We start from the raw sequence: 24,278 nt of genomic DNA on the forward strand, positions 1-24,278 counted from the left end.
TAATCACTCCGGGAGTTTTACATGAACAAGATAACTCGCTTGAAGCCGTTGGCGCTGGCCGCCGCTATTCTGACCAACCTGGGCGCGGCATCGCCGGTTCTGGCCGATGAAACTATTCTGATCGGGCTGGCAGGCCCGCTGACCGGCCCTTCCGCCCGTATTGGCAAGGATTTGGAGAATGGCGCGCAATTGGCGATCGCCGATGCCAATGCCCAGAAACCGATGCTGAAAGGCCAGCCGGTCACCTTTAAACTGCTGTCCGAGGACGATCAGTCCGATCCGCGTACCGCCGTTGCGGTAGCCCAACGCCTGGTGGACGAAGGCGTCGCCGGCGTGGTCGGGCACTGGAATACCGGCACCAGCATTCCGGCGGCCCGCATTTACCACGACGCCGGTATTGCTCAGGTCGCACCGGTCGCCACCGGCCACGGCTATACTCAGCAAGGGTTCGATACCAGCTTCCGCGTGATGGGCCATGATGATGACGGCGGTAATTATGCCGGTGAATATGCGGTCAAGGTACTGAAAGCCAAACGCATTGCGGTGATTGACGATCGCACCGCGTTCGGCCAGGGGCTGGCAGATGAGTTTATCAAGTCACTGGCGGCTCAGGGCGTCCAACCGGTAGCGCGGGAGTATGTCGACGACAAAACCGTTGATTTCAGTGCGGTGCTGACCACCCTGCGCAGCAAGAACGCCGATTTGATCTTCTTCGGCGGTGTGGACTCGCAGGCCGCCCCGCTGGCCCGCCGCATCAAACAACTGGGGATGAACACTCAACTGATGGGCGCAGGCGGTTTTGTCAGCCAGACTTTCCTGACGCTGGCACAAAAAGAAGGTGAAGGCGTGGTGGCACTGGAGCCGGGCCTGCCGCTGGAACAGATGCCGGGCGGCAAAGCCTTTGGGCAGGCCTACCGTGACCGCTATAAAACCCATATCGAACTGCATGCGCCGTTCGCCTACGACGCCACCCGGGTATTGATTGCCGCCATCGAACAGGCGGGGTCCGCCGATCCGGCCGATTATCTGCCGAAGCTGCGCGCCATTCATTATCAGGGCGTCACCGGCAGCATTGCATTCGACGCACAGGGCAACCTGCAACAGCCGAGCTTCACCCTTTACCGGGTGGTTGACGGCAAATGGCAGCCGCAAAGCGTACTGGGCGGCGCAAAAGCACCATAACCATCCGCAAGGCAATGAGGAGCAAGGCAATGAGCGAAGCAAAAAACGAATTGGGTATTCTGGCCCGGCGCCGCATAGAGGCGGAAATCATCAAGCCAATCTACCAAATCCTGGTGCGTGAGATCGGCAAAGAGCGAGCGCAGGCGGTGATAGGCGAAGCCATCGAAAACGCGGCCATTGAGGCCGGTAAAAACTTTGCCGCGCAGGAGCCGAATGGCGCTGATTTGCAGAGTTTCGCCGCCTTGCAATACCTGTGGGAAAAAGACGATGCGCTGCAGGTGAAGGTGATCAACCAGGACCCGCAGCATTTCGACTATAACGTCACCCGCTGCCGTTATGCCGAGATGTACCACCAGATGGGACTGGGCGAAATCGGCCACCTGCTGTCCTGTGCCCGCGACAGCCAGTTTATCGTCGGCTATGCGCCGGATGTCGAGCTGCAGCGCACCCAGACCATTATGTCCGGCGCGTCCTGCTGCGATTTCCGCTACACCGCCAAATCGCAGGGAGAGAAAAAATGACGCCTCAGGTACCTCAGGTAAATGGCGAACGCCTGTGGCAAAGCCTGCTCGACATGGCACAGTTCGGCGCCATCCCGAAAGACGGCGTCACCCGCCTGGCGTTGAGCGAAGAAGACCGTCAGGCACGCGACCAATTGCGTGACTGGGCGAAGGAAGCCGGTTGCAGCGTGCGGGTTGATCGCATGGGCAATATGTTTCTGCGCCGTGAGGGGACTCGCCCGGAGTTGGCACCGGTGATCACCGGTTCTCACGTTGACTCCCAACCCAACGGCGGCCGTTTCGACGGGATTTATGGCGTGCTGGCCGGTCTGGAAGTGATCCGCACCCTTAACGATCGCCAGATCGCCACCGAGCGAGCGATGGAAGTGGTCAACTGGACCAACGAGGAAGGCGCACGTTTCGCCCCGGCGATGATTTCCTCCGGGGTGTTTGCCGGAGTGTTCGACCTGGCTTACGGCCTGTCGCGCAGCGATGCACAAGGCATCAGTCTCGGTGAGGCGTTGCAGCACATTGGCTACGCCGGTGAACACCCGGTGGGTGGCATGCCGATCCACGCCGCCTTTGAGCTGCATATTGAGCAAGGCCCGATCCTCGAGGCGGAAAACATTGAGATTGGCGTAGTGACTACCGCGCAAGGTCAACGCTGGTATGAACTGGAAATCACCGGTTTTAGCGCCCATGCCGGCACAACGCCGATGGATCGCCGTCGTGACGCTCTGCTCGGTTTCGCCACTCTGGTTATGGCAGTCAATACCATCGGCAAGAATTTCATGCCGGACGCACGAGCCACCGTGGGTATGGCTCAAATTACGCCCAATTCACGCAACGTGGTCCCAGGCAAAGTGTTCTTCAGCATTGAGTTCCGTCACCCGCAAGAGGTGGTGCTGGAACAGATGGAACAACAGCTGTTGGCGGCGGTGGCCGAGGTCGGCACCCAGGGGCTGAGCGCCAGTGCCGAGCGCATCTTCCAGTATCAACCCATACGCTTTGATCAGGGCTGTATCGACAGTGTCCGCCAGGCAGCACTGGCGCTGGGCTATTCGCACCGCGATATGGTTTCCGGTGCCGGGCACGACGCCTGCTACCTGAGTCGGGTGGCACCTACGGCGATGATTTTCATTCCCTGCGTGGAGGGTATCAGCCACAACGAACTGGAAAATATCTCGCCTGCGTGGGCGACCGCCGGGGCCAACGTGTTGCTTAACGCGTTGCTGGCGCAAACCCGCGCCTGATCCCGCATCCCCGGTGTATCGGCCGGGGCCTGGAAAAAAATATTCAACAAACTGGTTGAATATTAGCCCACCTGTTCTATATTCAACCATATGGTTAAATTATCTTCCTCACAGCTGGACGCCATTTTTCGTGCACTTTCCGACCCGACGCGGCGCGCGATACTGCGTACCCTGGCCGGTGGTGAGCACAGCATTGGTGAACTGGCTGCGCCGCTGCAAATGTCATTTGCCGGCGCTTCCAAGCATATCAAGGCACTGGAGCTTGCTGGGCTGGTGCAGCGTACCGTGCAAGGAAGAAACCATATCTGCCGGCTTGAACCCGAGCCAATGGCACAGGCCATGCAATGGCTGAAAACCTACGAGCATTTCTGGACAGAGCGGCTGGACGCGTTGGAAATAGCGCTGCTGCAGCCCGAACCGCATCCTCCCAAGGAGTGAACTATGAACGACTACGGCATGATTATTGAAACCGGCACGCTGCGCATTCAGCGGCTGCTGCCCGGCCCGATCGAACGGGTCTGGGCCTATCTGACGGAATCCGACAAACGCGCCACCTGGCTGGCCGCCGGCGACATGAAGCTGGAGAACGGTGCCCAGGTTGAGCTGGTGTTTCGCAATTCCGATCTGACCGGCGAGCATGAAGCCACACCGGCCAAATATAAAAACCTTGGCTGCAGCGTCAGCAATATCGGACATATCACCTGCCTGTTCCCGCCGCGGCTGCTGAGTTTTACCTGGGCGGAACAGGGGCAGAACCGTCCTTCCGAGGTGACCTTCGAGCTGACCGAACAGGGTAACGCCGTACTGCTGACGGTCACCCACCGTCGCCTGGCCAACCGTGACGAAATGCTCAGCGTGGCCGGTGGCTGGCACACCCATCTGGATATCCTGGTCGATCGCCTGCACGATCGTCAGCCACAGCCGTTCTGGAGCACCCACGCCAGGCTGGAGGAAGAGTACCGGTCCAGACTCTAATCAGCCCTCATCCCGGCGTCTGAAGGCCAGATAGCCGGTTACCAGCGTAAAGCCACCGACCAGCAACACCAACAGGATAAAACCGTGGTGATTGCTGGCCAGTGGAATCCCGCCCACGTTCATCCCGAAGAAACCGGCAACGATATTGATCGGCAGCGCCAGGACGGTGATCACCGTCAGGGTGTATAGCGTGCGGTTGTTCTGCTCCATCTGCTTGGCGCCGATCTCCTCCTGTAACAGGCGAATGCGCTCGGTCAAACTGGCAAGGTCGTTTAACACCACGGTGAACTCTTCAGTGAACTGGCGCAGATCCTGAACGACGTCGCGGCTTAGCCAGGTCGGCGGGCGATTCAACAGGCGAAACAGTGCCGCCGGTTCCGGTGCCAGCAGGCGTTGAAAGCGCAACAACATACGCCGCATGCGCCCCAGTTCGGTACGGTTACGCTTCACATGATTGCTCAGCAGGCGATCTTCAATGGTATCGACATACTGGTTGGCCTGCCGCACCACCTGCTCCAGGACTTCTTCCTGCTCTTCCAGCAAATGCGCCAATAACTCGGTAGACGACGCCAGTTGCAACGGCCCCAGCCGCCCCAGCAGCCGTTCTATCAAACGCAGCGGCTTGTGCCGTGCCGTGACCACCAACCCGCTGCGACAATACAGCCACAGCGTCGCGATCTCCGGGTTGTTCTCTTTGGGATGAAAAATGACGTCATTGAGTACTGCGAACAGGTCATCTCCCTGACGCTCAATGCGTGTGGTATGGGAACCGTGGCGGATTTCGTCGAAGAAAAAGTCGGAAATCGCAAAGTGGTTTTTCAGCCATTTTTCCGCGGCCGCATGGTTCAAATTGAGATGCAGCCAGATAAAGCCCTCACCCGGCAACAACCCCTGATAGGCCAGGCATGCCTGCTGCGAAGACACCCGTTGCGGCGGCTCTGCCGTGCGGAATACGTGGCCGTAAATCAGCCCGGTGACCTCATCGTCAAAATCAAGTTTGTGTAATTTTTCCGCAACCGTTTGAGCCATAAACCTTTATCCTGAATAACCACACCCATTAATTAATCGGCTTCCGCCTTTATATCAACCTTTAAATGCCAACGTTAATTATTTTCACTTTTCCCGATGATTAATATTAGCGTCATAAAAAAGTCACATTATTTCCCAATACTTTGATGGCAACAGCGTACCGCAGCGTCAGTATTCTAATGAAGTCTATCGGGAAGGTCCTTTATGAGCGATAACAGCGCCGTTCAGGCGGGTGTGCCATCCGCGTCCAGCCTGCCAAAAATCTACCAAAAGAACAGTCGTCTCACTGTTCTTTTTTTTGTTTTTTTATTAGTCCTGGGGATAGCTTTTGCCGGAGTGAATTTATTTAACGACGTCAGCGATGCCGGGGCGGTATATACCAGTTACCTGCCGTTCCTGTTATTGGGGTTAGCGTTATTGATTGCGCTGGGCTTTGAATTTGTTAATGGTTTTCACGATACCGCCAATGCGGTGGCCACCGTTATTTATACCCATTCATTGTCGCCGATGGTGGCCGTAGTCTGGTCAGGGTTCTTTAACTTTCTCGGCGTATTGCTCTCCAGCGGCGTGGTCGCATTCGGTATCATTTCGCTGCTGCCCGTCGAGTTGATCTTACAGGCCGGCACCGGCAACGGTTTCGCCATGGTCTACGCCCTGCTGTTTTCGGCGATTATCTGGAACCTCGGCACCTGGTGGCTCGGGTTGCCTGCGTCGTCGTCTCATACTCTGATTGGATCAATCATCGGCGTTGGCGTGGCCAATGCCCTGATCCACGGGCGCACCGGCACCAGCGGTGTCGACTGGGGCCAGGCGATTAAGGTGGGTTACGCACTGCTGCTTTCACCGGTGATCGGCTTTGTGTTTGCCGCCCTGCTGTTACTGGCGCTGAAAGTCTTTGTCAAAAATCGCCAGTTGTATACCGCCCCCAAGAATGACTCGCCGCCGCCGCTGTGGATCCGCGGTTTGCTGATCCTCACCTGTACCGGAGTTTCCTTTGCCCATGGCTCCAACGACGGACAAAAAGGCATGGGGCTGATCATGCTGATCCTGGTCGGCACCATGCCCATCGCCTACGCGCTCAACCGTTCAATGCCGCCAGAACAAATCCCACGTGTAGCGGCGTTGGCGGAAGTCACCAAAAACCAATTGCTAAGCCAGTTCCCGGCGGTCAGCCAGGCACAGCCCCGTGAGGTGCTGACCGGGTATGTACGCACCAATGAACTGACGCCAGAAGTGGTGCCCGCGCTGGCGCAACTGACCGGTGCCATCGGTGACCAGGTTCGTCAGTACGGTTCGGTCGATAAAATCCCCGCGCAGGCGGTTTCCAACACCCGTAACGATATGTATCTGGCATCCGAAGTCATTAAACACCTGAAGTCTGAAAAACAGCTGCAAATATCCGCTGACTCGCAGCGCAATCTGGATGCCCTGAAAAGCGATCTGGACAGCGCCACCCGCTTTATCCCGTTCTGGGTCAAGGTGGTGGTGGCGATTGCTCTCGGGCTGGGCACCATGGTCGGTTGGCGGCGCATCGTGGTCACCGTCGGTGAGAAGATCGGCAAAAGTCACCTGACCTATGCCCAGGGCGCCAGCGCCGAACTGGTGGCAATGACCACTATTGGCGCCGCGGACATCTTCGGATTACCGGTCTCCACCACTCACGTTCTGTCATCCGGTATCGCCGGCACCATGGCGGCCAACCGCTCCGGTCTGCAAATGTCTACCCTGCGTAATCTGCTGATGGCCTGGGTATTGACGCTGCCGGCCTCGGTGCTGCTTTCCGCCGGGCTGTACTGGATCTTCAACCATTTCTAAAACCGGGCTAACACGGAGAATTAATTATGGCTATGCATGAATTTGACCGCGACGAGAGTTTCAATCAGCGTCTGTTGCAGGAGTTCTACGACAGTTACGACGAAGAGCTGGAGATGGAACTGGACGACCTGCGCTTTGACGACAGCGAAGTGGACAGCGACCAGAAGAAAGCCTGGCGCAAACAGTATTTCCGCGAGCTACTGCGGCTGCAGGGTGAGCTGGTCAAACTACAGGACTGGGTGATGCGCACCGGCCACCGGCTGGTGATCATTTTTGAAGGTCGTGACGCCGCCGGCAAAGGTGGCGTGATCAAACGTATCACTCAACGCCTGAACCCACGCACCTGCCGCGTGGCCGCGTTGCCGGCACCGAACGATCGCGAACGCACCCAGTGGTATTTTCAACGCTTTATCGCCCACCTGCCGGCGGCGGGTGAAATGGTGCTGTTCGATCGCAGCTGGTACAACCGCGCCGGGGTGGAAAAAGTGATGGGCTTTTGCAATGACGAGGAATATGAAGAGTTTTTCCGTAGCGTGCCTGAGTTCGAGAAAATGCTGACGCGCAGCGGCATTCAAATCGTCAAATACTGGTTCTCGATCACCGACGATGAGCAGGAGCTGCGTTTTCTCAGCCGCATCCACGATCCGTTAAAGCAATGGAAGCTCAGCCCGATGGATTTGGAGAGCCGCCGCCGCTGGGAAGACTACACGGAAGCCAAGGAAATCATGTTAGCGCGCACTAACATTCCGGAAGCGCCATGGTGGGTGGTTCAGGGGGTCGACAAGAAAAAGGCGCGTTTGAACTGCATCAGCCATCTGCTGGAACAGCTGCCCTATGAAGAGGCGGAAGGCAATGTGATCACCCTGCCACCGCGCAAACGCAGCCCGGATTACAACCGCCATCCGGTGCCAGACACCATGGTAGTACCTGAAGTGTATTGATTTACCCAGGGAGGCGGAACACCGCTTCCCTGCCTTTTGCCCGCAATAACGTCACCGCTGGATTCTCATCCCGTTACAACGCCACCCTATTTTCTCCACATTTGCTGTGCAGACTCTTGCTGATATTCATTCACCTGTCAGGACACAGTCACGGTCGCCATGTCTTTATTTAATGCCCTTATTCGTCGTCTCCACCCCCGTCGCTTCGGCGCCATTCTGGTTCTCTTTCTGTTGTTGGTTACGTCTGCCGCGCAGGCCACTGCACCGCTGGCGCTGCACTCGACATCGGTGTTGGTAGTCAATCAACGCACCGGCAAAACGCTGTATCAGAAACAGGCCAATCGCGTGCAACCCATCGCCTCGCTAACCAAGCTGATGACCGCCATGGTCGCACTGGACAGCAAACGCCCATTGGGCAACAGGATGCAGGTCACCCCCGCCGACCGGGATTTACTGAAAAAAACTCACTCACGTCTGACCATCGGTTCCACCCTTAGCCGTCGCGATATGCTGCACATCGCACTGATGTCGTCGGAGAATCGCGCCGCGTCGGCACTGAGCCGCAACTATCCCGGTGGTCGCAAAGCCTTTGTAGCGAAAATGAATCAAAAAGCGCGCGCTATCGGCATGAAACATGCGCGCTTCTACGATCCGACCGGGCTGACACCGCGCAACGTCGCCAGTGCCAATGACCTGCTGAAAATGGTTAACCACGCTTACCGCTATCAGACCATCCGTCGCTTCAGTACCGACAAACAGCAAATCGTGCGTCCTGGCCGCGGTCAGTTGGTCTATCGTAGCTCCAACGGCCTGATCAACAATCCCGCCTGGAAAATCCAGTTACAAAAGACCGGTTTCACCGACGAAGCCGGCCACTGCCTGGTGATGCGTACCCTGATCAACGGGCAGCCGGTGGTGATGATCCTGCTCGGATCAAAGCAGCGTTATGGCCACTATAAAGACGCCATTCGCCTGAAGGCCTGGCTGGAGTCCTGATCTGATTCGGGTGCGTCAATCACGCGCCCTTTTACCATTCTGAGCATATCTAAATCCGTTTTTTATCAATGGAATATCCTATCCAAAATCAGTATTAAGCCTGTTGGGTTGGGCATGCTATTTGTCATGGATAATTGATGATAAAGGAGCAGGAAAATGGCTTATGCCCTGAGCGTGTTGGAAAAGAGTCCGATTGCCGAAGGAGAAACTGCCGCCCAGGCGCTGACGCGTACGCTGCATTTGGCGCAGCAGGCAGAAATCTGGGGCTACCGCCGTTTCTGGCTGGCCGAGCATCACAATACCGCGCAGTTGGCTTGCCCTTCGCCCGAAGTGCTGATCGCCTATTTGCTCGGACAAACCTCCCGTATTCGCATAGGCTCTGGTGGCGTCATGCTGCAACACTACAGTGCTTACAAGGTGGCGGAAAACTTCAATCTGCTGGCGACGCTGGCGCCGGGTCGTGTCGATCTGGGCGTAGGTAAAGCGCCCGGCGGGCTACCGCTCTCCACCCAGGCACTGCAGGCCGCCCACGATCAACAGAATAAACCGGACTTCCCGCAACAGTTGGCTCAGCTCAATGCCTACCTGAATGATGACGCGCAACCCGGCCTGAGTGCCACACCGCAACCAGTCCAGCCCGCACAGCGCTTCCTGCTGGGGGCCAGCAGCGAAAGTGCCCAACTGGCTGCCGAACACGGCTGGGCCTTTGTGTTTGCTGCGCAGCTCAATGGCAACCCAGAGGATATTCAACGCGCGTTGTCACATTACGCTGAGCAGAGCGGTGGACGTAAAGCTCTGCTGGCGGTCGCGGTGATCGTCGCCGATACGACCGAGCAGGCCCAGGCTTTGGCGGCCGGGATCCAGCAATACCGGGTGCATGTGGCCGGAGGACAAAGCGTGACGGTCGGCAGCCTGGAGCAGGCAGAGAGTTATGTTCAGCAGGCCGGGGCTACCGATTACCGCATCGAACCACGTGAAAGCCATATTTTGCTTGGTACCGCGCAGCAGGTGCGCAGTCAGTTAGACCAATTACACCGGCAATATGGCGTGGAAGAGTTTGTGATCGATACGCCGATCAGCGCTCCCGCTGCCCGCCTGGCCTCTTTGCAACTGCTGGCGCAGGCCTGATCAGTTCACTACCGCGCCCGAGCCTATAGCGACCGCCAGATCCTGCGCCAGTGTCTCCAACTGTGCCGGGATCAGGTTAGCCAGACTGACACGGATCGCCGGGCCGCTTTTCAGGCGGAACGGCTCGCCGCCCTGCACCAGCCAGCCGCGCTGTGCCATGATTTGGCCAGCGGCGGCTTCCGAACGCACCGGCAGCCAGATATGTACCCCTTCCCCTGCTGGCAATGGCGCACCGGTCAACGCCTGCAACCGTTCCGCCAACGCATCGCGCCGCTGTTGATAAGCTTGCTGCGCGCGAACCAGCAAACCATCGCGCTGCGCCTGCGTCCATAATTTGACGGCAATTTGCTGCAGGATATGACTGACCCAACGTTCACGAATGTATTGATCGGCACGCATCGCCTGTAGCAATTGCGGCTTGCCGCAGGCCAGCGCAATACGTAAATCCGGGCTGAGGAATTTACTCAGCGACAGCACATACAGACCATTGTCGGCAGTACAGGGCAAATGCAGCGGTTGTTGCGACAGCGGCCCCCAGAAGTCATCGACGATCGCCAGACAGCCCGGGTTTTGCGCCAGAAACTCACGCCAGTGATTGGCGCGGGCCGCGCTAAGCGACATGCCGGTTGGGTTCTGCGCACGCGGTGTCAGGATCACTGCACACCCCTGCGGGCCGGCGTCTTTCTCCGGCAATCGACACCCTTGCTCATCCACCAGCAACGGCAAGGGTTTGAGACGAAGATGCCGCAGCAGCGTCAGTAACGGCGGCCAGCAGGGATCTTCCACCCACACCGACGCCCCCGGTGCCGCATGGCTGCGCAGCGCCTTTTCGATGGCGTCCAGCGCACCCGAAAACACCGCTGTCTCACCCAGAGATGCACCCTGTTGGCTCAACCAGTCACCGGCAAGCTGACACAAAGCCGGTAAATCACCGCTAACGTCATAGCCATTCTGCTGCGGGAAGATGTCATCCACACTCATTGACAGTGCCGGTAGCAAAGCCCCATCCAGGTTGCCGCTGGCCAAATCACGCATGCCCTCGGGCACTTGACGGATATGGCGCGCCGCCATCAGGGGTTGCTCAAGCACCTGCGTACCGGCACGCCCGCGGGTGGCGACCAAACCGGCATCCCGCAGCTTGGCATACGCACTGGCGACGGTATTGGGATTCACCCTCAGTTGGCCCGCCAGTTGACGCACCGGTGGCAACAGGTCACCCGGCTGCAAATCCCCCTGTTTGATCTGCGTGCTGATCTGCTCAGCAATCTGGACAGCGCTGCCGCCTTTTGCATACAATGAACCCATACATAAGACCTTTTTGTATTAGTTCAAAATAGATTACCTGTTTCGAATGGAAAAGTTAAGGGGTAAAAATGGAAAAACATTACGTGCTCGATATTCAACACGGCGGAAAAGCGTTTGCCCGTTTGCAAATGTTCACCCCCTGGGCTGCCGACCAACTGCAGCAGGCTCAGGCGCTGTTCCCTGCCGAGCAGGGCTACCAATTGCACATCAGCCAGGTCAAAGAGCGTCGGATAGTTTATCAAAGCGGCATCAACGGCATCACCATCCTTGGCGATACGCTGGAACTGGAAGCTTATCCCCACAGCACAGAGGTACAGCAATGAAAAAAGTTGTCGCTATCAGGCATGTGAATTTTGAAAACCTCGGTATTCTGGGTTCACTGCTTTCACTGCGGGGCTATCAGATTGATTACTACGATGCCGGCCGTGACGATATCCGGGCCATCGATAATGAGGAGACCGACCTGCTGGTGGTGCTCGGCGGACCAATCAGCGCTGCGCAGCATTTTGCCGGCCAGCAGCATTACCCGTTTCTCAACGACGAATTAGCACTGGTGACACAACGACTCCAGCAAAAACGGCCTACGCTAGGCATCTGTCTTGGCGCACAGGTGATGGCTCAGGCTTTGGGTGCCGATGTTATTTCGCTGGGTGTCAAAGAGATCGGTTTCGAACCCTTGACGTTGGCAGAGAATGAAGACTCCGTGTTGGCGCCCCTGGGGACAACGCCGGTACTGCATTGGCACGGCGATATGTTTATGATCCCAGAGGGCGCGACCTGCCTGGCCGGTACCGAAGTGTGCCCTAATCAGGCATTTGAATATCAGGATTTCGCGCTTGGGCTACAGTTCCATCTGGAAGCCGATCATCACGATCTGGAACGCTGGCTGGTTGGCCATGCCTGCGAGCTGGAGTTGGCCGGTATCCTGCCGCAGCGCCTGCGTCAACAGGCCGCTCGTTACGGCACAGAATTAGAACAGCGCGCCCGCCAGGTATTTGCGCGGTGGCTGGATAAAATCGAACCAAGGAAGTTATAGATGCAGCAAGTTTCTCAATTACAGCCACCGCAGATTGATGTGATCAGCATTCAATCGCAGGTGGTTTACGGCAGCGTCGGCAATGGTATCGCCTATCGCACCCTGTTGAAAAAGGGGCTGGAAGTGCTACAGGTACCCAGCGTACTGTTCGGTTGCCCGCCCTATTACGGCGCACCCAGCGGCGGCGTGATCCCTGCCGAGTGGTTCAGCGGCTTTCTGGAAGATTTACTGACTCGCGGCGTGATGAAACGCACCCGGGCGGTGATCGTCGGTTATCTGGGCGATGTCGGCCAGTGCCACATGCTGGACAGCTGGCTGCGACGCGTACGCGCTATCAACCCGCAAATAAAAATCTATATCGATCCGGTAATGGGCGATTACGGTGAAGGCGTGTATGTGGATAAGCGCATCGTCAGTTGCTATCGCTCCCCCTTCCTGCAGTTGGCCAATGGTCTGACCCCTAACGGTTTCGAACTGGAGCAGCTGTGCGGGCACCCACTGACCAGCCTGGAACAAACACAGCATGCCGCACAGGCATTATTGAATGACACCACCGAGTGGGTCCTGGTGACCAGTGCACCTGGCGTGGCAGAAAACGACGATCAGGTTGGGCTACTGCTGGTCAGTCGCAGTCAGGTGCAAAGCTATACCCATCCTAAAATTCAATCGAAGGTTAAAGGCACCGGGGACATGTTTGCCGCGTTGCTGGTCAGCCACCTGCTGCACGGTGAAAGCCTCAATGACGCGATTGTCTCGGCTAGCGGCGAGGTCTGCGATGTGCTGACTGAAGCGGAGCATTTCGGTTGGGAGGAAATTGGCAGCCTGCGTGCCTTGAAATAGGCCGGGATGATGGGGCAGCCTGCTGCCCCTCTGGTGACTATTTAACGTTTTTTCTTTTTATTAAAATCCAGTTCGAAAGCAAACACCGCGCTCTGAATTTTTCTTTCCATCGCCAGGCCCAGTTTCATAAAGCGGCACGACAGACGCGAGAAACGCACCAGTTGGTCGTCGTCATCCAGTTCCTGGTCTTCGTTGATCACCACCAGTTCCATATTGACCTTGAAACTGCCGTAGCTGCCAAAATCCAACAACGCCTTTTTGAACTGGAATCCAGGCTGAAGGTTTTCCGGCAGCGGACCGTCAACGCGCAAGCCAACGCCACCCGCAGAAAGATCGTGGATCCTCAACTGATACTCGCTACCGTCGGCGTATTCGCCGCTGCAGAGAAACTCACGCCAGTGGGGGGTTGTCACGCGAAACTGACGGCGGCGCTGGATGTACACCAGTTCCTTTGGCAGGCGGGTTGAACAGGCATTAACGCCCTGATGGTTGGTAAATTCAGTCTGGCCTACGGAGAATTCGATCTTTGCGTCATGGCTTTCAATCACAATGGTACATTCACCGTCGACCGTCGTGTCCGCCTCGTCGCCGCTGAACACAATATTATCCGGTCCGACGCTCAACAGCAGACTTTGAAACTGCTGTTGGTCATTGACAACCTTCAGTGGCGTGCGCTGTTTACAAATCTCACGCAGTATCGCCAGTACCTCAAAACGCTCCTGCTTGATAAACAATCCGTTATCATTCTGCTCCACTCGTCGCTCCTGACTCTTCCCAATGACGCTTTACACGTTCCTTACAGTTATCATCACTGGGAATATTCCTAAAGTCAAATTTGCCAACGATGCCAGGCCTGTGGCAGCAGTCTGGCGAAGCGTTCCGCCCAGGCTTGCTGACCCTGTTGATCGGCAATCAAATCCTGGCGGATCTCAATGCCAACGTAGGGAAGCTCCCGCCGCTCGGCGTGCACCGGCAGGGTGTAATCCGTTGCATCGGTCATGGCGTAAGGCTCGTTAACGCCGACCTGCAAATCCCCTTCCTCCCGCAGCAGCTCTGCCAGCAGCAATGCAAACTCCGGCTGGCGGTTAAACAGCAGCCCCACCTGCCACGGCCGCTCGTTGCCTTTGAATACCGGGGTGAAGCTGTGCATGGCGATAATCGCCGTCGGCAGCCCGTTGCGCTGGCGTTGATCCAGATTGTCGGTTATCGCCTGGTGATAAGGCCTAAAAATCTCATGCTCGCGCGCCTGCGCATGTCTGGCATCAATACCGACATTCCCGGGGATCGGCGTCAATTCTGACAGTGACGGGATCGAACTGGCGATGCCGGGCGTGCGGTTACAGTCAATGACCAAACGTGAGTAACGCTGATGAATCAGCGTAGTGTCCAACTGACGGCTGAGATGGCGCGAAACGTTTAATGCGCCGATGTCCCAACCAATGTGACGGTCGATTTCACCGGGTGGCAGACCCAAATTGCCCAACTGCTGCGGTATCGCCTGACCGGCGTGATCGCACAGCAATAAAAAGGGCGCGACGCCCCTGGGCGTTTCAATCGCCACGGCGGCGGGATCTTCGGCGGATAATAAAGACGAGACAAACGACTGTGGCATGCAAGACTCCGGCGGAGGAACAAAGCCTTATCTTAGGCTAAATCCCACCGCCGACGCCAAGCTTCGGGTTAGATCAAAAATGCATGAATGAGAAGTCGATCATTCTATGCAGGCATCCTGCGGCTGGTGCACCGCAATATACCGTTGGAACCGTGCGGGTTTAAGCCGGGTGAGATCAACCAGCACCAAGCCGTCAATGCAGTTATTGAAGGCCGGATCGGTGCCGAAATCAATAAACTGCACCCCGCCCGGCTCACACAGCTCGGTATATTGTTTATACAGCGTCGGGATCGAGCAGCCGATGTTGCTCAACAGGCTTTTCAGCCGAACCAGATCTTCCTGATAGTTATCGCCGGCAAACTGCGCCAACACCTGCGGCAGCGAGGCCGGATAAGGCTGACGCGACTGCGCCAACGCATGATTTGGCGAGAAATACAGCCGGTAGAAGGCAATCAACAGGTCACGCGCCGTCACCGGCATACCGCCGGAAATGGAAACCGGACCAAACAGATAGCGATACTGCGGGTATTTTGCCAGATATGCGCCAATGCCTAACCACAGATAGTCCAGCCCACGCTTGCCCCAGTAAGCCGGTTGAATAAAACTGCGTCCCAGTTCGATACCCTGCGCCAGGATCGGGGCCATCTCGCGGTCATAATGGAACAGGCTGTTACTGTAGATACTTTCCAGCCCCTTGCGCTCCAACTGCTCGGCGGTAGGAATAAAACGATAGGCACCGACAATTTCCAGTTCCTCGGCATCCCACAGTACCAGGTGGTAATAGTCGTCGTCATAGCTGTCCAAATCACGACGGCGGCCAGATCCTTCACCCACCGCACGGAAGGCAATCTCACGCAGGCGGCCGAGTTCACGCAGGATAGGCGCACGCGCCTCGCCCTGACGGCGATACAGGAAGATAATTTTACCGTCCGGAGTGACCCCAAGACGCTCACAGTTTGCCAGCGCCTTTTTCAGTTCCAATCGGTCCTCTGGCAGGGCGATAGGCGATTCACTGGCGAACAGCCCTTCCTTACCCTGGCCCAGACGATAAACATGGCGACGGAAGCGTTCGGCCAGATCTTTGGCACTGGTGTGGCCGTCATGCCAGTTAGTAAAGGGAATACGGCCACCCACGCGGATTTTGATGCGTCCGCCCTGCTGCTGGAACATTTCGCGCACCAGCAATAGTGTGGACAAGGGTCGGTAAACCAGCGAGGTGAAATAGAACAGGTTGCTGTTACGTGCACTGATGTGGATCGGCACAATCGGCGCTCGCGCCTTGGCCGCCAGGCGTAAGAATCCTGTATGCCAGTGGCCGTCACGAATGCCTTTCGGGCTCATGCGTGACACCTCCCCGGCGGGGAACAGGATCAGCGCGCCCTGCTTATCCAACTGTGCCTGCATGCCTTCAATTTGCTTGCGGTTGGTCTTGTTGCCCACGTTGTCCACCGGTACAAACAGGTTGCGCAGCGGTTCTATGTAGGTCAACAGTTGGCTGGCGACCACTTTGACATCCGGTCTTACCGCCGCCACCGCACGCAGCAGCACCAGGCCGTCCAGCGAACCGATCGGGTGGTTAGCCACCAGCACCACCGGCCCCTGGCTCGGGATGTTTTCCAAATCGCCATCGACCAATTCACAGCTGAGGTTGAAGTAGTCCACCACCTGCTCGATCAGATCCAGCCCCTTCAGGTGCGGATAATCGGCGGCAAACTGTTTGAATTCTTTTTCGAAGAGTAAAGTTCTCAGCAGGCTACGCTGCCAGGCAGGGGTCTTGCGGTGTGGAAATGCATCATGCAACAGAGAGTCCAAGCTAAACATCGCGTTATCTCCTGGCTTAGTCGCTGCAAACTTAAGCCAGCGCCATGACCCTAACATGTCAGTAACATGACAAAAAAATGAATCCCTCAGCTATCAGTTATAGCAAATTATTGAAAAGTTGGTGGCGAAGGGACCCCCATCGCCACACCGCCGCATTTTATGCCGCCGAAGTTAAGGCTTCGATGCGCTGATTCACCACTTCACGTAACCGCAGAAGCGGCTCCGCCTGATGGGGATAGCGTTTAAAAGTGATGTGCATCCCCAGTTGTTGTTCAATCAAGGCTTCTACCGTCGCACGATCGGTCAGGCTTTCCAGCAGTTGCAGGGCTCGCATGTCCTGCAGGCCCTGATGCAGTACCCGTAAACGCAGTGACTCCACCGGCGTCAGATTTTCTCCGGGATAAACCACAAAGGCATCCCCTGAGGGGAACGCATTGCGGCAATCCGTCACCGCGTAGGGATTGAGCTTCTCCCGCGAATGCCCGCTGTTATAGAAATTGAAGCCCCAATGCAGAAAACCGGCGATGTTGTACCGGTAAAGCTGGATACCCAAAATGCGGTTGCGCGCCGAAGGCTGGGCAAAGAAACGGTTGGCCACCTCGGTTTTTTGCATGCAGCAATAATAAGCCCACAGGCCAGGTACCCGGTTTTCGAAAAAAGGTTCGATATGGTCGGTGGCGGCCACAGGCGTTTCCACCAGCCCCTGTTGGTAAAAAGCATAATCTGACAACGCATCAAAAGTATGGAACCCGGCCAATAGCGGCCGCAAGGTAGCGCTGGCAGCTTGGTAAACTGCGATATTTTCCAGCGTCGGCTCATCCGAGATGTGAAACCACACCCGTTGTTGTAACTGCCGCTCGCGGAACCAGCCGGTCAGTGCCGGCAACAAGGCTTGCAGGAACTGTTGATACTCTTCGGCATGGGCATCGGTATGCCAGCCGAACAGCGGGCTAAGCGTGCCGTCTGTCTCCACCATGATTTTTGGCGCATGGGCGGCCCCCCACTGGGTAAACAACGGGGCAATTTCAAAGTGTTCAATGCCCTCCTCCTGCGCCATATCCACCCATTGGGCCAGACGCTGGAAATCAAACCGGTAGCCCTGCGCAGACCGCTGCACACCAACCAGTTGCACCGTGGTACGCTCGCCGCCGACGGCGGTATCCAGCGGTGGCGTGAAGATCGGCGTCAACAGCATATTTACCCCACTGTTAACCGCGGTACGGACAAAGTTGCGCGTCGCCAGCCAGTATTCGGGGCTGAATACCGCAAGATGGTAATAATCTGCCAGGCAATCGGAATGCAGCCATTCGGTGTGCAACAGGGTTTGCGGTGGCAGTGCGGCCGCCACGATATGCAGCGTCAACTCAGCACTGGCCAGTACGTCCTCGCTGGCCACATCAAACAACGTCAGTGTCAGGGGGTAATCGCCGCCCGCCACCGGTATCGTCGGTGGGGTTAAGGTCAACCACAGGCTGCCGTAATAATTGCAGGCGGCAAAGAAACGCCGATCGACCAACGGTACCAGCGGATCGGGAAATAACCCTGGCTCGGTACGCAGATAGTTTTCATCGGTCTCGGCATAACAGGGAAAGTGGCTGGGTACCGACTGCACCTGACGCACGCTGATATACTCCGACAATGGTCCCTCAATACGGTAGCCTAATTCACGTCGCGTTTCGTTATCGGTCCGCTGCAGGTAATAAACACCCTGCCAACACATCATTTCGTTATTCAGCCCGCTGAGTTTATTTATCTGTGTGATCTGCGGAGCATTATGGCTGTGAAATATTTTTTCCAGGCAATGAGTAAAGGTCAATGAAAGACGCATAACAGTAATCTCGCTTTAATTAGAAAATACCGAGGGGCTATTTTCAGGCTAAACCCTTTTATCGATTCAAACAATAGCCCTCTTTCAAAAACCGACTGCAAGAGGCTTCGAATGAAGTCATATACGATTTTTTTGTTTATTTGCATCACAAAAATGAAAGATAACCCGGCATGCACAATAAAAATGTTTTTAATCCCCATTATGGTGCAAGGGTTATCACTTATTCCTATGACGCCAGCAGCCCATAATTGCTGCGCGGCAGGGCTAAAACCGGCCGGAAAGGTTAACGAATTGTGAACAAGTAACGCTTTCAGTTTAGCCTGCAACCCTTTCGGTTTTAACAACAACGAAACATTAACGCCCCATTTTTGGGCAGATCGGGGTGTATTGACACATTGAAAGTTAAGGGATAGAAAGAATTCACATTACGAAAATATTGATTCGTCGTTCACCAAGGGGAAAGCAATGTCACCGATAAAAAATACCGGTCGTCTTCTGGCACACTCTGCCATTGCGGCTGCATTATTATTGCCAACCATGTTATATGCCGCCGATCAAATAACTTTGCGCTACGCCGTATGGGACAGAAATCAATTACCTGCCGAGCAAGAGATTGCCAAGCGATTTGAAAAAGAAAACCCTAATATTAAAATCGCTATAGAATTAACCCCCTCGGCGCAGTACTTTGTCAAATTAGATTCCGCTGCTGCCGGTGGCGTCGCACCAGATATATTCTGGATAAACATGCCTTATTTTGTGCAATACGCCAAGAATGGCATCATGCAACCCTTAACACCGTATATTACCGGCAGCAGCGTGCAATTGAATAATATCGTCGCCAGTTCGGTTAAAGCCTATCAGTATGACGGCCAGCAGATGGCCATTCCCCGCGATGTTGACTCGATCGCGGTGTGGTACAACAAAAAACTGTTCGATCAGGTCGGTGTCAGCTACCCCACCAACGACTGGAGCTGGGATGACCTGAAGAGCAAAGCGACCGCACTGAAAACCGGCTTGAAAGGCAGCGCCTTCCCACTGGTCATGGATCTGAGTATCGACGGCCAGGACAGCTATATGAACCTGCTGTTCCAGAACGGCAACCACATTGTGCCAAAAGACGGCCAGCCGACCGACATTGCCAACGACAAGTCGATCTGGGTCTATCAACAGCTGCAATCCATGATGAAAGACGGATTGATGCCCAGCGCCCAACAGATGAGCGAAGTCAAAACCGAAAACATCTTCCAGTCCAACCGTGCGGCGATGGTGTATGCCGGTTCCTGGCTGGCGGCCCCCTTCGCCAACAATCCGCTGATTAACGATCATATTGGCGTGGTGATGATGCCGAAAATCGAGCGCCAGTCTGGCGTGGCGCACAGCCTGGCGTTTGCCATGTCTGCCAACAGCGCGCACAAGCAGGAAGCCTGGAAATACATTGAGTTTATGAGTTCCGAAGCCTCACAGACTGAGTTGGCGAAAGCGGTGATCCCGGCCAACAAACTGGCGGCCAAAGCCTGGGCGGCGGCGATCACCAAGGTCGATGTGACGCCTTACATTGAAACCCTCAACGTCACCGAGGCTTACCCCACTGCCGGGACCAACACGCCAAAATGGCAGAACATGTGGATCGCCAGCCTGAAGAAAATCTTTATGGGCGCGGAAGCCAAACCTGAAATGGACAAGTCGGTTAAGAAGATTGAACGCGTGATGGAGCAGTAATCACCCCGTGCCGGTGGCGCCTGCCCGAAGGCGCACCGGCCGCGGAATACCGCAGAGCAGTTACAGGTGAGGAAAGGCAACATGTCGCTGGCAGAAAGCTACGGTGCCCTAAAACAACAAAAAAGTACCCCACGACCGGCACTCAGCCGCCTGGAGCGTGCCGAGCGCTTCTGGGGCTGGGTGATGATCTTACCGTTGCTGATTGGCTTGACGGTGTTTTACCTGGTCCCCTTTTTACAGAACATCTTTTACAGCTTTACCGACCTCAACCAGTTTATGCGCTGGAGCACCCTCAGCGTCGATAACTACGTCAATCTGTTTGAAGACGACGACTTTTACACCGCCGCCGCCAACACCTTGTTCTATGTGGTGGTGTGCGTGCCGATCAGCCTGAGCCTGTCACTGCTGCTGGCGATTGGCCTGAACCAGAACATCCGCGGCAAGGCGTTGTTACGCACCCTCTTGTTCCTGCCGGCGGTCACCATGCCTGCCGCAGTGGCGATGGTCTGGCAATGGCTGTTCAACAAGGACTTCGGCCTGATCAACCAGGCGACGGGCCTGCTGGGTATTTCGCCGGTGGCCTGGCTGTCCGATCCGGACGTGGTACGCATCAGCGTTTCCATCATCATTATCTGGTCGTCGCTGGCGCTGAAAATCATCATTTTGCTGGCCGGGTTGCAAAGCATTCCACGCCAACTGTATGAGGCCGCCGACATCGACGGTATCAGCACCCTGCGCCGCTTCTTCTGCATTACCCTGCCGATGATGGTGCCCACGCTGTTCTTCGTCTCGGTGATGAGTTTTATCGAGATCCTGCAAGTCTTTGACGTGGTGTTCCTGATGTTTGACCGCGCGTTGGTGGAAAGCGACGTGATGACCGTGACCAACCTGTTCTACAAATACGCCTTTTATCTGCAGGAGAAAGGTTACGCCTCCGCCATCACCGTGGTGCTGTTCGCCGTCACCCTGTTGATCACCCTGATTCAAACGGTGATTGGCAAACGCCTGAAAGTCAGCTGAGGAGCCATGACGATGAGCATAAGTAAAAAAACGCTGGTGTATCTGTTTATGGTTCTGGCGGCGCTGGCCTCGGTGGTGCCCTTTATCTGGATGCTGGTGACCTCGCTGAAAACTCAGGCCGAGAGTATCCAGATCCCGCTGACGCTGCTGCCGGCGCACCCCAGCCTGCAGGCCTATGGCAAGGTTATGCGCGAAATCCCGTTCACCGACTTCTATGTGAACTCGCTGCTGGCGACCTTTTTCACCGTCACGCTGCAGATGGTGATTGCCACCATGGCTGCCTACGGCTTCTCACGCCTGCACTTTCGCGGCCGTGATGCGGTGTTCCTGGTGTGTATTTCGATCCTGATGGTGCCGGGTCAGGCCTTTCTGATCCCGCAGTTCCTGGTGGTACAGAAACTGGGGCTGGTGAACAGCATCACCGGTCTGGTGCTGCCGGGTATTTTCAGCATTTACGCCACCTTCCTGCTGCGCCAGTTCTTCCTGGCGGTGCCGAAAGAAATGGAGGAAGCGGCGCTGATCGACGGCTACAGCTACTTCGCTATCTTCTGGCGCATCATGTTGCCGCTGATCCGCCCCGGCATTATCGCCTGCATCATCATTAACGGCCTGTGGAGCTGGAACAACCTGATGTGGCCGCTGATCGTCAACACCACCACCGAGAAACTGACGCTGCCGGTCGGGCTGGCGTCGCTGTCCAGCCGCGCCGGGGTGGAATACCCACTGCTGATGGCCGGTGCGCTGATGGCGGTGATCCCGATGCTGATGCTGTTCATTCTTTTCCAACGCTACTTCATCCAGGGCATCGCCAGCGCTGGGGTAAAAGGCTAACTGCGAACACAAGGTAACTAATATGGCCGGTATACAGTTAAACAATGTGAAGAAGGTCTACCCCAACGGATTCAATGCGTTACAGGGTGTCGATCTGGACATTAAAGACGGCGAATTTATGGTGTTTGTCGGGCCCTCCGGCTGCGCCAAATCCACCCTGCTGCGGATGATAGCCGGGCTGGAAAGCGTTAGTGAGGGTCAGATCATGATCCACGATCGCTGCGTCAACGACACCATGCCGAAAGATCGTGGCATCGCCATGGTGTTTCAGAACTACGCGCTGTATCCGCATATGACGGTCTACAAAAACATGGCGTTTGGCCTGATCGGCAAGGAAAGCAAGGCCGAGATCGACCGCCGGGTGCGAGATGCCGCCGAAAAGCTGGAGATCACCAATCTGCTGCAACGCAAGCCGGGTCAGTTATCCGGCGGCCAGTGTCAGCGCGTGGCGGTCGGCCGCGCCATCGTGCGTAAACCCAAGGTGTTTTTGTTCGATGAGCCATTGTCCAATCTGGATGCCAAGCTGCGGGTCACGATGCGCGTACAGCTGATCGAACTGCATAACCAACTGAAACAGGAAGGCGCCGCCGCCACCATGGTGTATGTCACCCACGATCAGGTAGAAGCGATGACCATGGGGGACCGCATCTGCGTGATGAACCGAGGGGCCATTATGCAGGTGGATAAGCCGATCAACCTTTACCACCAGCCCGCCAACCGCTTTGTCGCCGAGTTTATCGGCAGTCCTTCGATGAACCTGCACGATATGGCGATTACCCGCAGCGCGCAGGGCATCGGGCTGCGTATCGGCAATCAACACCCTCTCGAACTGCCGGGGTTGCTGCAACAGCAGTTGGAAAGTTACCCCCATGCGCGTGTGTGCCTTGGTATTCGCCCGGAGTGCCTGCGGTTTTGCGCCCCCGGCAGCAGCAATTGCTTCCCGGCGAAGATTGTCACCATCGAACGGATGGGCAACGAAGAGTTACTGCACTGCGAACTGGCCGGGTTGCGTTTTGTGTTGCGCATGGCGTCACAACCTGACTGGGAACCGCGTCTGGGGGAACAGATCCACCTGGCTTTCGATCTGTCCCGCGCGCACCTGTTTGACGAAATCAGCGGCCAAAACCTCAAATAACTAGATCGGAGAATGTGCAATGTCGTCAGCTCAACAACATGGTTATGCCGGTCGCCCGGTTCGGGTGCTGGTGATTGGTGCCGGGGCACGCGGGGAAATTTACTCGCGCTACGCGTTGGCGCACCCGGATTTAATGCAGGTGGTGGCCGTGGCCGAACCGCGTGATGTCTACCGCCAGCAGTTTGTCGAACAACATGCCATAGCGGCGGACAAGGTGTTCACCGACTGGCAGCAGGCCGCGGACGCAGGCAAATTGGCCGACGCGGTGCTGATTTGCACTCAGGATACTTTGCACCTCGAGCCGGCGCTGGCCTTTGCCAAACAGGGTTATGCCATGCTGCTGGAAAAACCGCTGTCGCCGGATGCCAGTGAATGCCGCACTATCGTCGAGGAAGTGGTGCGCCAGAAGCTGATTTTCTCGGTCGGCCACGTGCTGCGTTATACGCGCTATACCCAAAAGCTGAAACAACTGCTGCGCGATAACGTGATTGGCGACATCGTCAGCCTGCAGCACCTGGAGCCGGTGGGTTACTGGCATCAGGCCCACTCCTTCGTGCGCGGCAACTGGCGCAACGACGGTGAGGCGGCCTTTATGTTGCTGCAGAAGTCCTGCCACGACATCGACTGGATCCGCTACATCATGGAATTGCCCTGTGAGCAGATCAGTTCCTTCGGCGGCCTGCGCCACTTCCGCCAGGAAAACCAACCGGCCGGTGCGGCGGACAACTGCCTGGACTGTGCAGTGGAAGCCAGCTGCCCTTACTCCGCCAAACGCATCTATCTGGGCGACGACCACAAGGCAACGCCGGGTTTTCTGCGGGTATTAACACCCGAGGTCGACCAACCGCATCTGCAGGCGGCACTGCGCGACGGTCAATATGGTCGCTGCGTCTACCGCTGCGACAATAACGTGGTCGACCATCAGGTAGTCAATATGCAGTTTACCGGTGGCCGTACCGCCTCCTTCACCATGACCGCCTTTACCCGACTGGAAGATCGCCAAACCCGTATTTTCGGCAGCCACGGTTGTCTCGAAGGTGACGGACGTTACATCCGTATCACCTCTTTCGTCGACGACAGTGAAAAGGTCTACGACGTCGATGAAGCCGAAGATCTGCACGCCATGGCCGGTCACGGCGGTGGCGATTACTACCTGATGCAGCATTTTATCGACGCGATCCGTACCAACGATCCTTCCCAGATACTGTCCGGTCCGGCAGAAACGCTGGAAAGTCATCTGATGGTGTTTGCGGCGGAGCGCGCGCGCCGTGAATCCGCCGTTATTACCCTGAGCGGAGCCTGAATACGTGGA

General features: G+C 56.3%; 23 protein-coding genes. 17 read left to right on the forward strand and 6 right to left on the reverse strand.

From position 1 onward, the window contains the following. The first annotated feature begins 21 nt into the window (after nt 1–21). From QOT07_RS13135 to QOT07_RS13155, 5 genes are all read left to right on the forward strand, one after another. Nucleotides 22–1,182, forward strand: coding sequence for a branched-chain amino acid ABC transporter substrate-binding protein (locus QOT07_RS13135; RefSeq protein ID WP_283603326.1), 1,161 nt, complete (start codon nt 22–24; stop codon nt 1,180–1,182). Between the two features lie 29 nt (nt 1,183–1,211). Further along, entirely contained in the window at nt 1,212–1,703 is a 492-nt protein-coding gene (locus QOT07_RS13140) for an L-2-amino-thiazoline-4-carboxylic acid hydrolase (RefSeq protein ID WP_099062960.1), read from the forward strand. Continuing rightward, complete coding sequence (locus QOT07_RS13145; RefSeq protein WP_207976635.1) at nt 1,700–2,935, forward strand: Zn-dependent hydrolase; 1,236 nt, start codon at nt 1,700–1,702, stop codon at nt 2,933–2,935. The genes QOT07_RS13140 and QOT07_RS13145 overlap by 4 nt, the downstream gene beginning before the upstream one ends. A 90-nt stretch (nt 2,936–3,025) precedes the next feature. Further along, nucleotides 3,026–3,373, forward strand: coding sequence for an ArsR/SmtB family transcription factor (locus QOT07_RS13150; protein ID WP_099062958.1), 348 nt, complete (start codon nt 3,026–3,028; stop codon nt 3,371–3,373). Between the two features lie 3 nt (nt 3,374–3,376). Continuing rightward, the gene (locus QOT07_RS13155; protein ID WP_112349921.1) at nt 3,377–3,910 is read left to right on the forward strand and encodes an SRPBCC family protein; all 534 of its coding nucleotides are present in this window, start codon (nt 3,377–3,379) and stop codon (nt 3,908–3,910) included. Here QOT07_RS13155 and QOT07_RS13160 read toward each other — a convergent pair whose 3' ends face one another. Next, entirely contained in the window at nt 3,911–4,939 is a 1,029-nt protein-coding gene (locus tag QOT07_RS13160) for a transporter (RefSeq protein WP_207976633.1), read from the reverse strand. Between the two features lie 204 nt (nt 4,940–5,143). Here QOT07_RS13160 and QOT07_RS13165 point away from each other — a divergent pair, with 204 nt between their 5' ends. The 4 genes from QOT07_RS13165 (at nt 5,144) to QOT07_RS13180 (ending at nt 9,819) form a co-directional block, all read left to right on the forward strand. Next, nucleotides 5,144–6,754, forward strand: coding sequence for an inorganic phosphate transporter (locus QOT07_RS13165; RefSeq protein ID WP_219016337.1), 1,611 nt, complete (start codon nt 5,144–5,146; stop codon nt 6,752–6,754). A 26-nt stretch (nt 6,755–6,780) separates the two neighbouring features. After that, entirely contained in the window at nt 6,781–7,695 is a 915-nt protein-coding gene (gene ppk2, locus QOT07_RS13170) for a polyphosphate kinase 2 (protein ID WP_099062954.1), read from the forward strand. A 159-nt stretch (nt 7,696–7,854) separates the two neighbouring features. Further along, entirely contained in the window at nt 7,855–8,691 is an 837-nt protein-coding gene (gene pbpG, locus QOT07_RS13175) for a D-alanyl-D-alanine endopeptidase (RefSeq protein WP_099062953.1), read from the forward strand. A 156-nt stretch (nt 8,692–8,847) separates the two neighbouring features. Next, entirely contained in the window at nt 8,848–9,819 is a 972-nt protein-coding gene (locus tag QOT07_RS13180; protein ID WP_283603327.1) for an LLM class flavin-dependent oxidoreductase, read from the forward strand. On the opposite strand, the gene QOT07_RS13185 is transcribed toward QOT07_RS13180, so the two are convergent. After that, entirely contained in the window at nt 9,820–11,124 is a 1,305-nt protein-coding gene (locus QOT07_RS13185; protein WP_283603328.1) for an aminotransferase class I/II-fold pyridoxal phosphate-dependent enzyme, read from the reverse strand. 68 nt (nt 11,125–11,192) lie between these two features. Here QOT07_RS13185 and QOT07_RS13190 point away from each other — a divergent pair, with 68 nt between their 5' ends. The 3 genes from QOT07_RS13190 to pdxY are packed head-to-tail and all read left to right on the forward strand — an operon-like array spanning nt 11,193 to nt 13,000. Next, nucleotides 11,193–11,447, forward strand: a complete 255-nt coding sequence (locus QOT07_RS13190) for a hypothetical protein (RefSeq protein ID WP_099062950.1) — start codon at nt 11,193–11,195, stop codon at nt 11,445–11,447. After that, nucleotides 11,444–12,160, forward strand: a complete 717-nt coding sequence (locus QOT07_RS13195) for a glutamine amidotransferase (protein WP_207976625.1) — start codon at nt 11,444–11,446, stop codon at nt 12,158–12,160. The genes QOT07_RS13190 and QOT07_RS13195 overlap by 4 nt, the downstream gene beginning before the upstream one ends. Beyond that, nucleotides 12,161–13,000, forward strand: a complete 840-nt coding sequence (gene pdxY, locus QOT07_RS13200; RefSeq protein WP_207976623.1) for a pyridoxal kinase — start codon at nt 12,161–12,163, stop codon at nt 12,998–13,000. It begins immediately after the preceding gene. Nucleotides 13,001–13,041: 41 nt separating this feature from the next. On the opposite strand, the gene QOT07_RS13205 is transcribed toward pdxY, so the two are convergent. The 4 genes from QOT07_RS13205 to QOT07_RS13220 all read right to left on the reverse strand — a co-directional run bounded on the left by QOT07_RS13205 (nt 13,042) and on the right by QOT07_RS13220 (nt 18,261). Then, nucleotides 13,042–13,755, reverse strand: coding sequence for a flagellar brake protein (locus tag QOT07_RS13205; RefSeq protein WP_207976621.1), 714 nt, complete (start codon nt 13,753–13,755; stop codon nt 13,042–13,044). Nucleotides 13,756–13,829: 74 nt separating this feature from the next. Next, entirely contained in the window at nt 13,830–14,612 is a 783-nt protein-coding gene (locus QOT07_RS13210; RefSeq protein WP_207976620.1) for an N-formylglutamate amidohydrolase, read from the reverse strand. Nucleotides 14,613–14,711: 99 nt separating this feature from the next. Continuing rightward, nucleotides 14,712–16,433, reverse strand: a complete 1,722-nt coding sequence (gene olsF, locus QOT07_RS13215; RefSeq protein WP_099062946.1) for an ornithine lipid synthase OlsF — start codon at nt 16,431–16,433, stop codon at nt 14,712–14,714. Nucleotides 16,434–16,590: 157 nt separating this feature from the next. After that, entirely contained in the window at nt 16,591–18,261 is a 1,671-nt protein-coding gene (locus tag QOT07_RS13220; RefSeq protein WP_346822683.1) for a DUF4091 domain-containing protein, read from the reverse strand. A 465-nt stretch (nt 18,262–18,726) separates the two neighbouring features. On the opposite strand from QOT07_RS13220, the gene QOT07_RS13225 reads away from it, so the two are divergent. From QOT07_RS13225 to QOT07_RS13245, 5 genes are all read left to right on the forward strand, one after another. Continuing rightward, nucleotides 18,727–19,980, forward strand: coding sequence for an ABC transporter substrate-binding protein (locus QOT07_RS13225; protein WP_283603330.1), 1,254 nt, complete (start codon nt 18,727–18,729; stop codon nt 19,978–19,980). A gap of 81 nt (nt 19,981–20,061) precedes the next feature. Further along, complete coding sequence (locus tag QOT07_RS13230; protein ID WP_283603331.1) at nt 20,062–21,000, forward strand: carbohydrate ABC transporter permease; 939 nt, start codon at nt 20,062–20,064, stop codon at nt 20,998–21,000. A gap of 12 nt (nt 21,001–21,012) precedes the next feature. After that, entirely contained in the window at nt 21,013–21,831 is an 819-nt protein-coding gene (locus tag QOT07_RS13235) for a carbohydrate ABC transporter permease (RefSeq protein ID WP_085116964.1), read from the forward strand. 22 nt (nt 21,832–21,853) lie between these two features. Continuing rightward, nucleotides 21,854–22,966 (forward strand): ABC transporter ATP-binding protein, encoded by a 1,113-nt coding sequence (locus QOT07_RS13240; protein ID WP_283603332.1) that lies wholly within the window; start codon nt 21,854–21,856, stop codon nt 22,964–22,966. 19 nt (nt 22,967–22,985) lie between these two features. Further along, on the forward strand, nt 22,986–24,269 hold the full coding sequence (locus tag QOT07_RS13245; RefSeq protein WP_283603333.1) for a Gfo/Idh/MocA family protein: 1,284 nt from the start codon (nt 22,986–22,988) through the stop codon (nt 24,267–24,269). Nucleotides 24,270–24,278 lie beyond the last annotated feature (9 nt).

This window comes from Serratia proteamaculans (assembly GCF_949794035.1).
GTDB classification, from domain to species: domain Bacteria; phylum Pseudomonadota; class Gammaproteobacteria; order Enterobacterales; family Enterobacteriaceae; genus Serratia; species Serratia proteamaculans.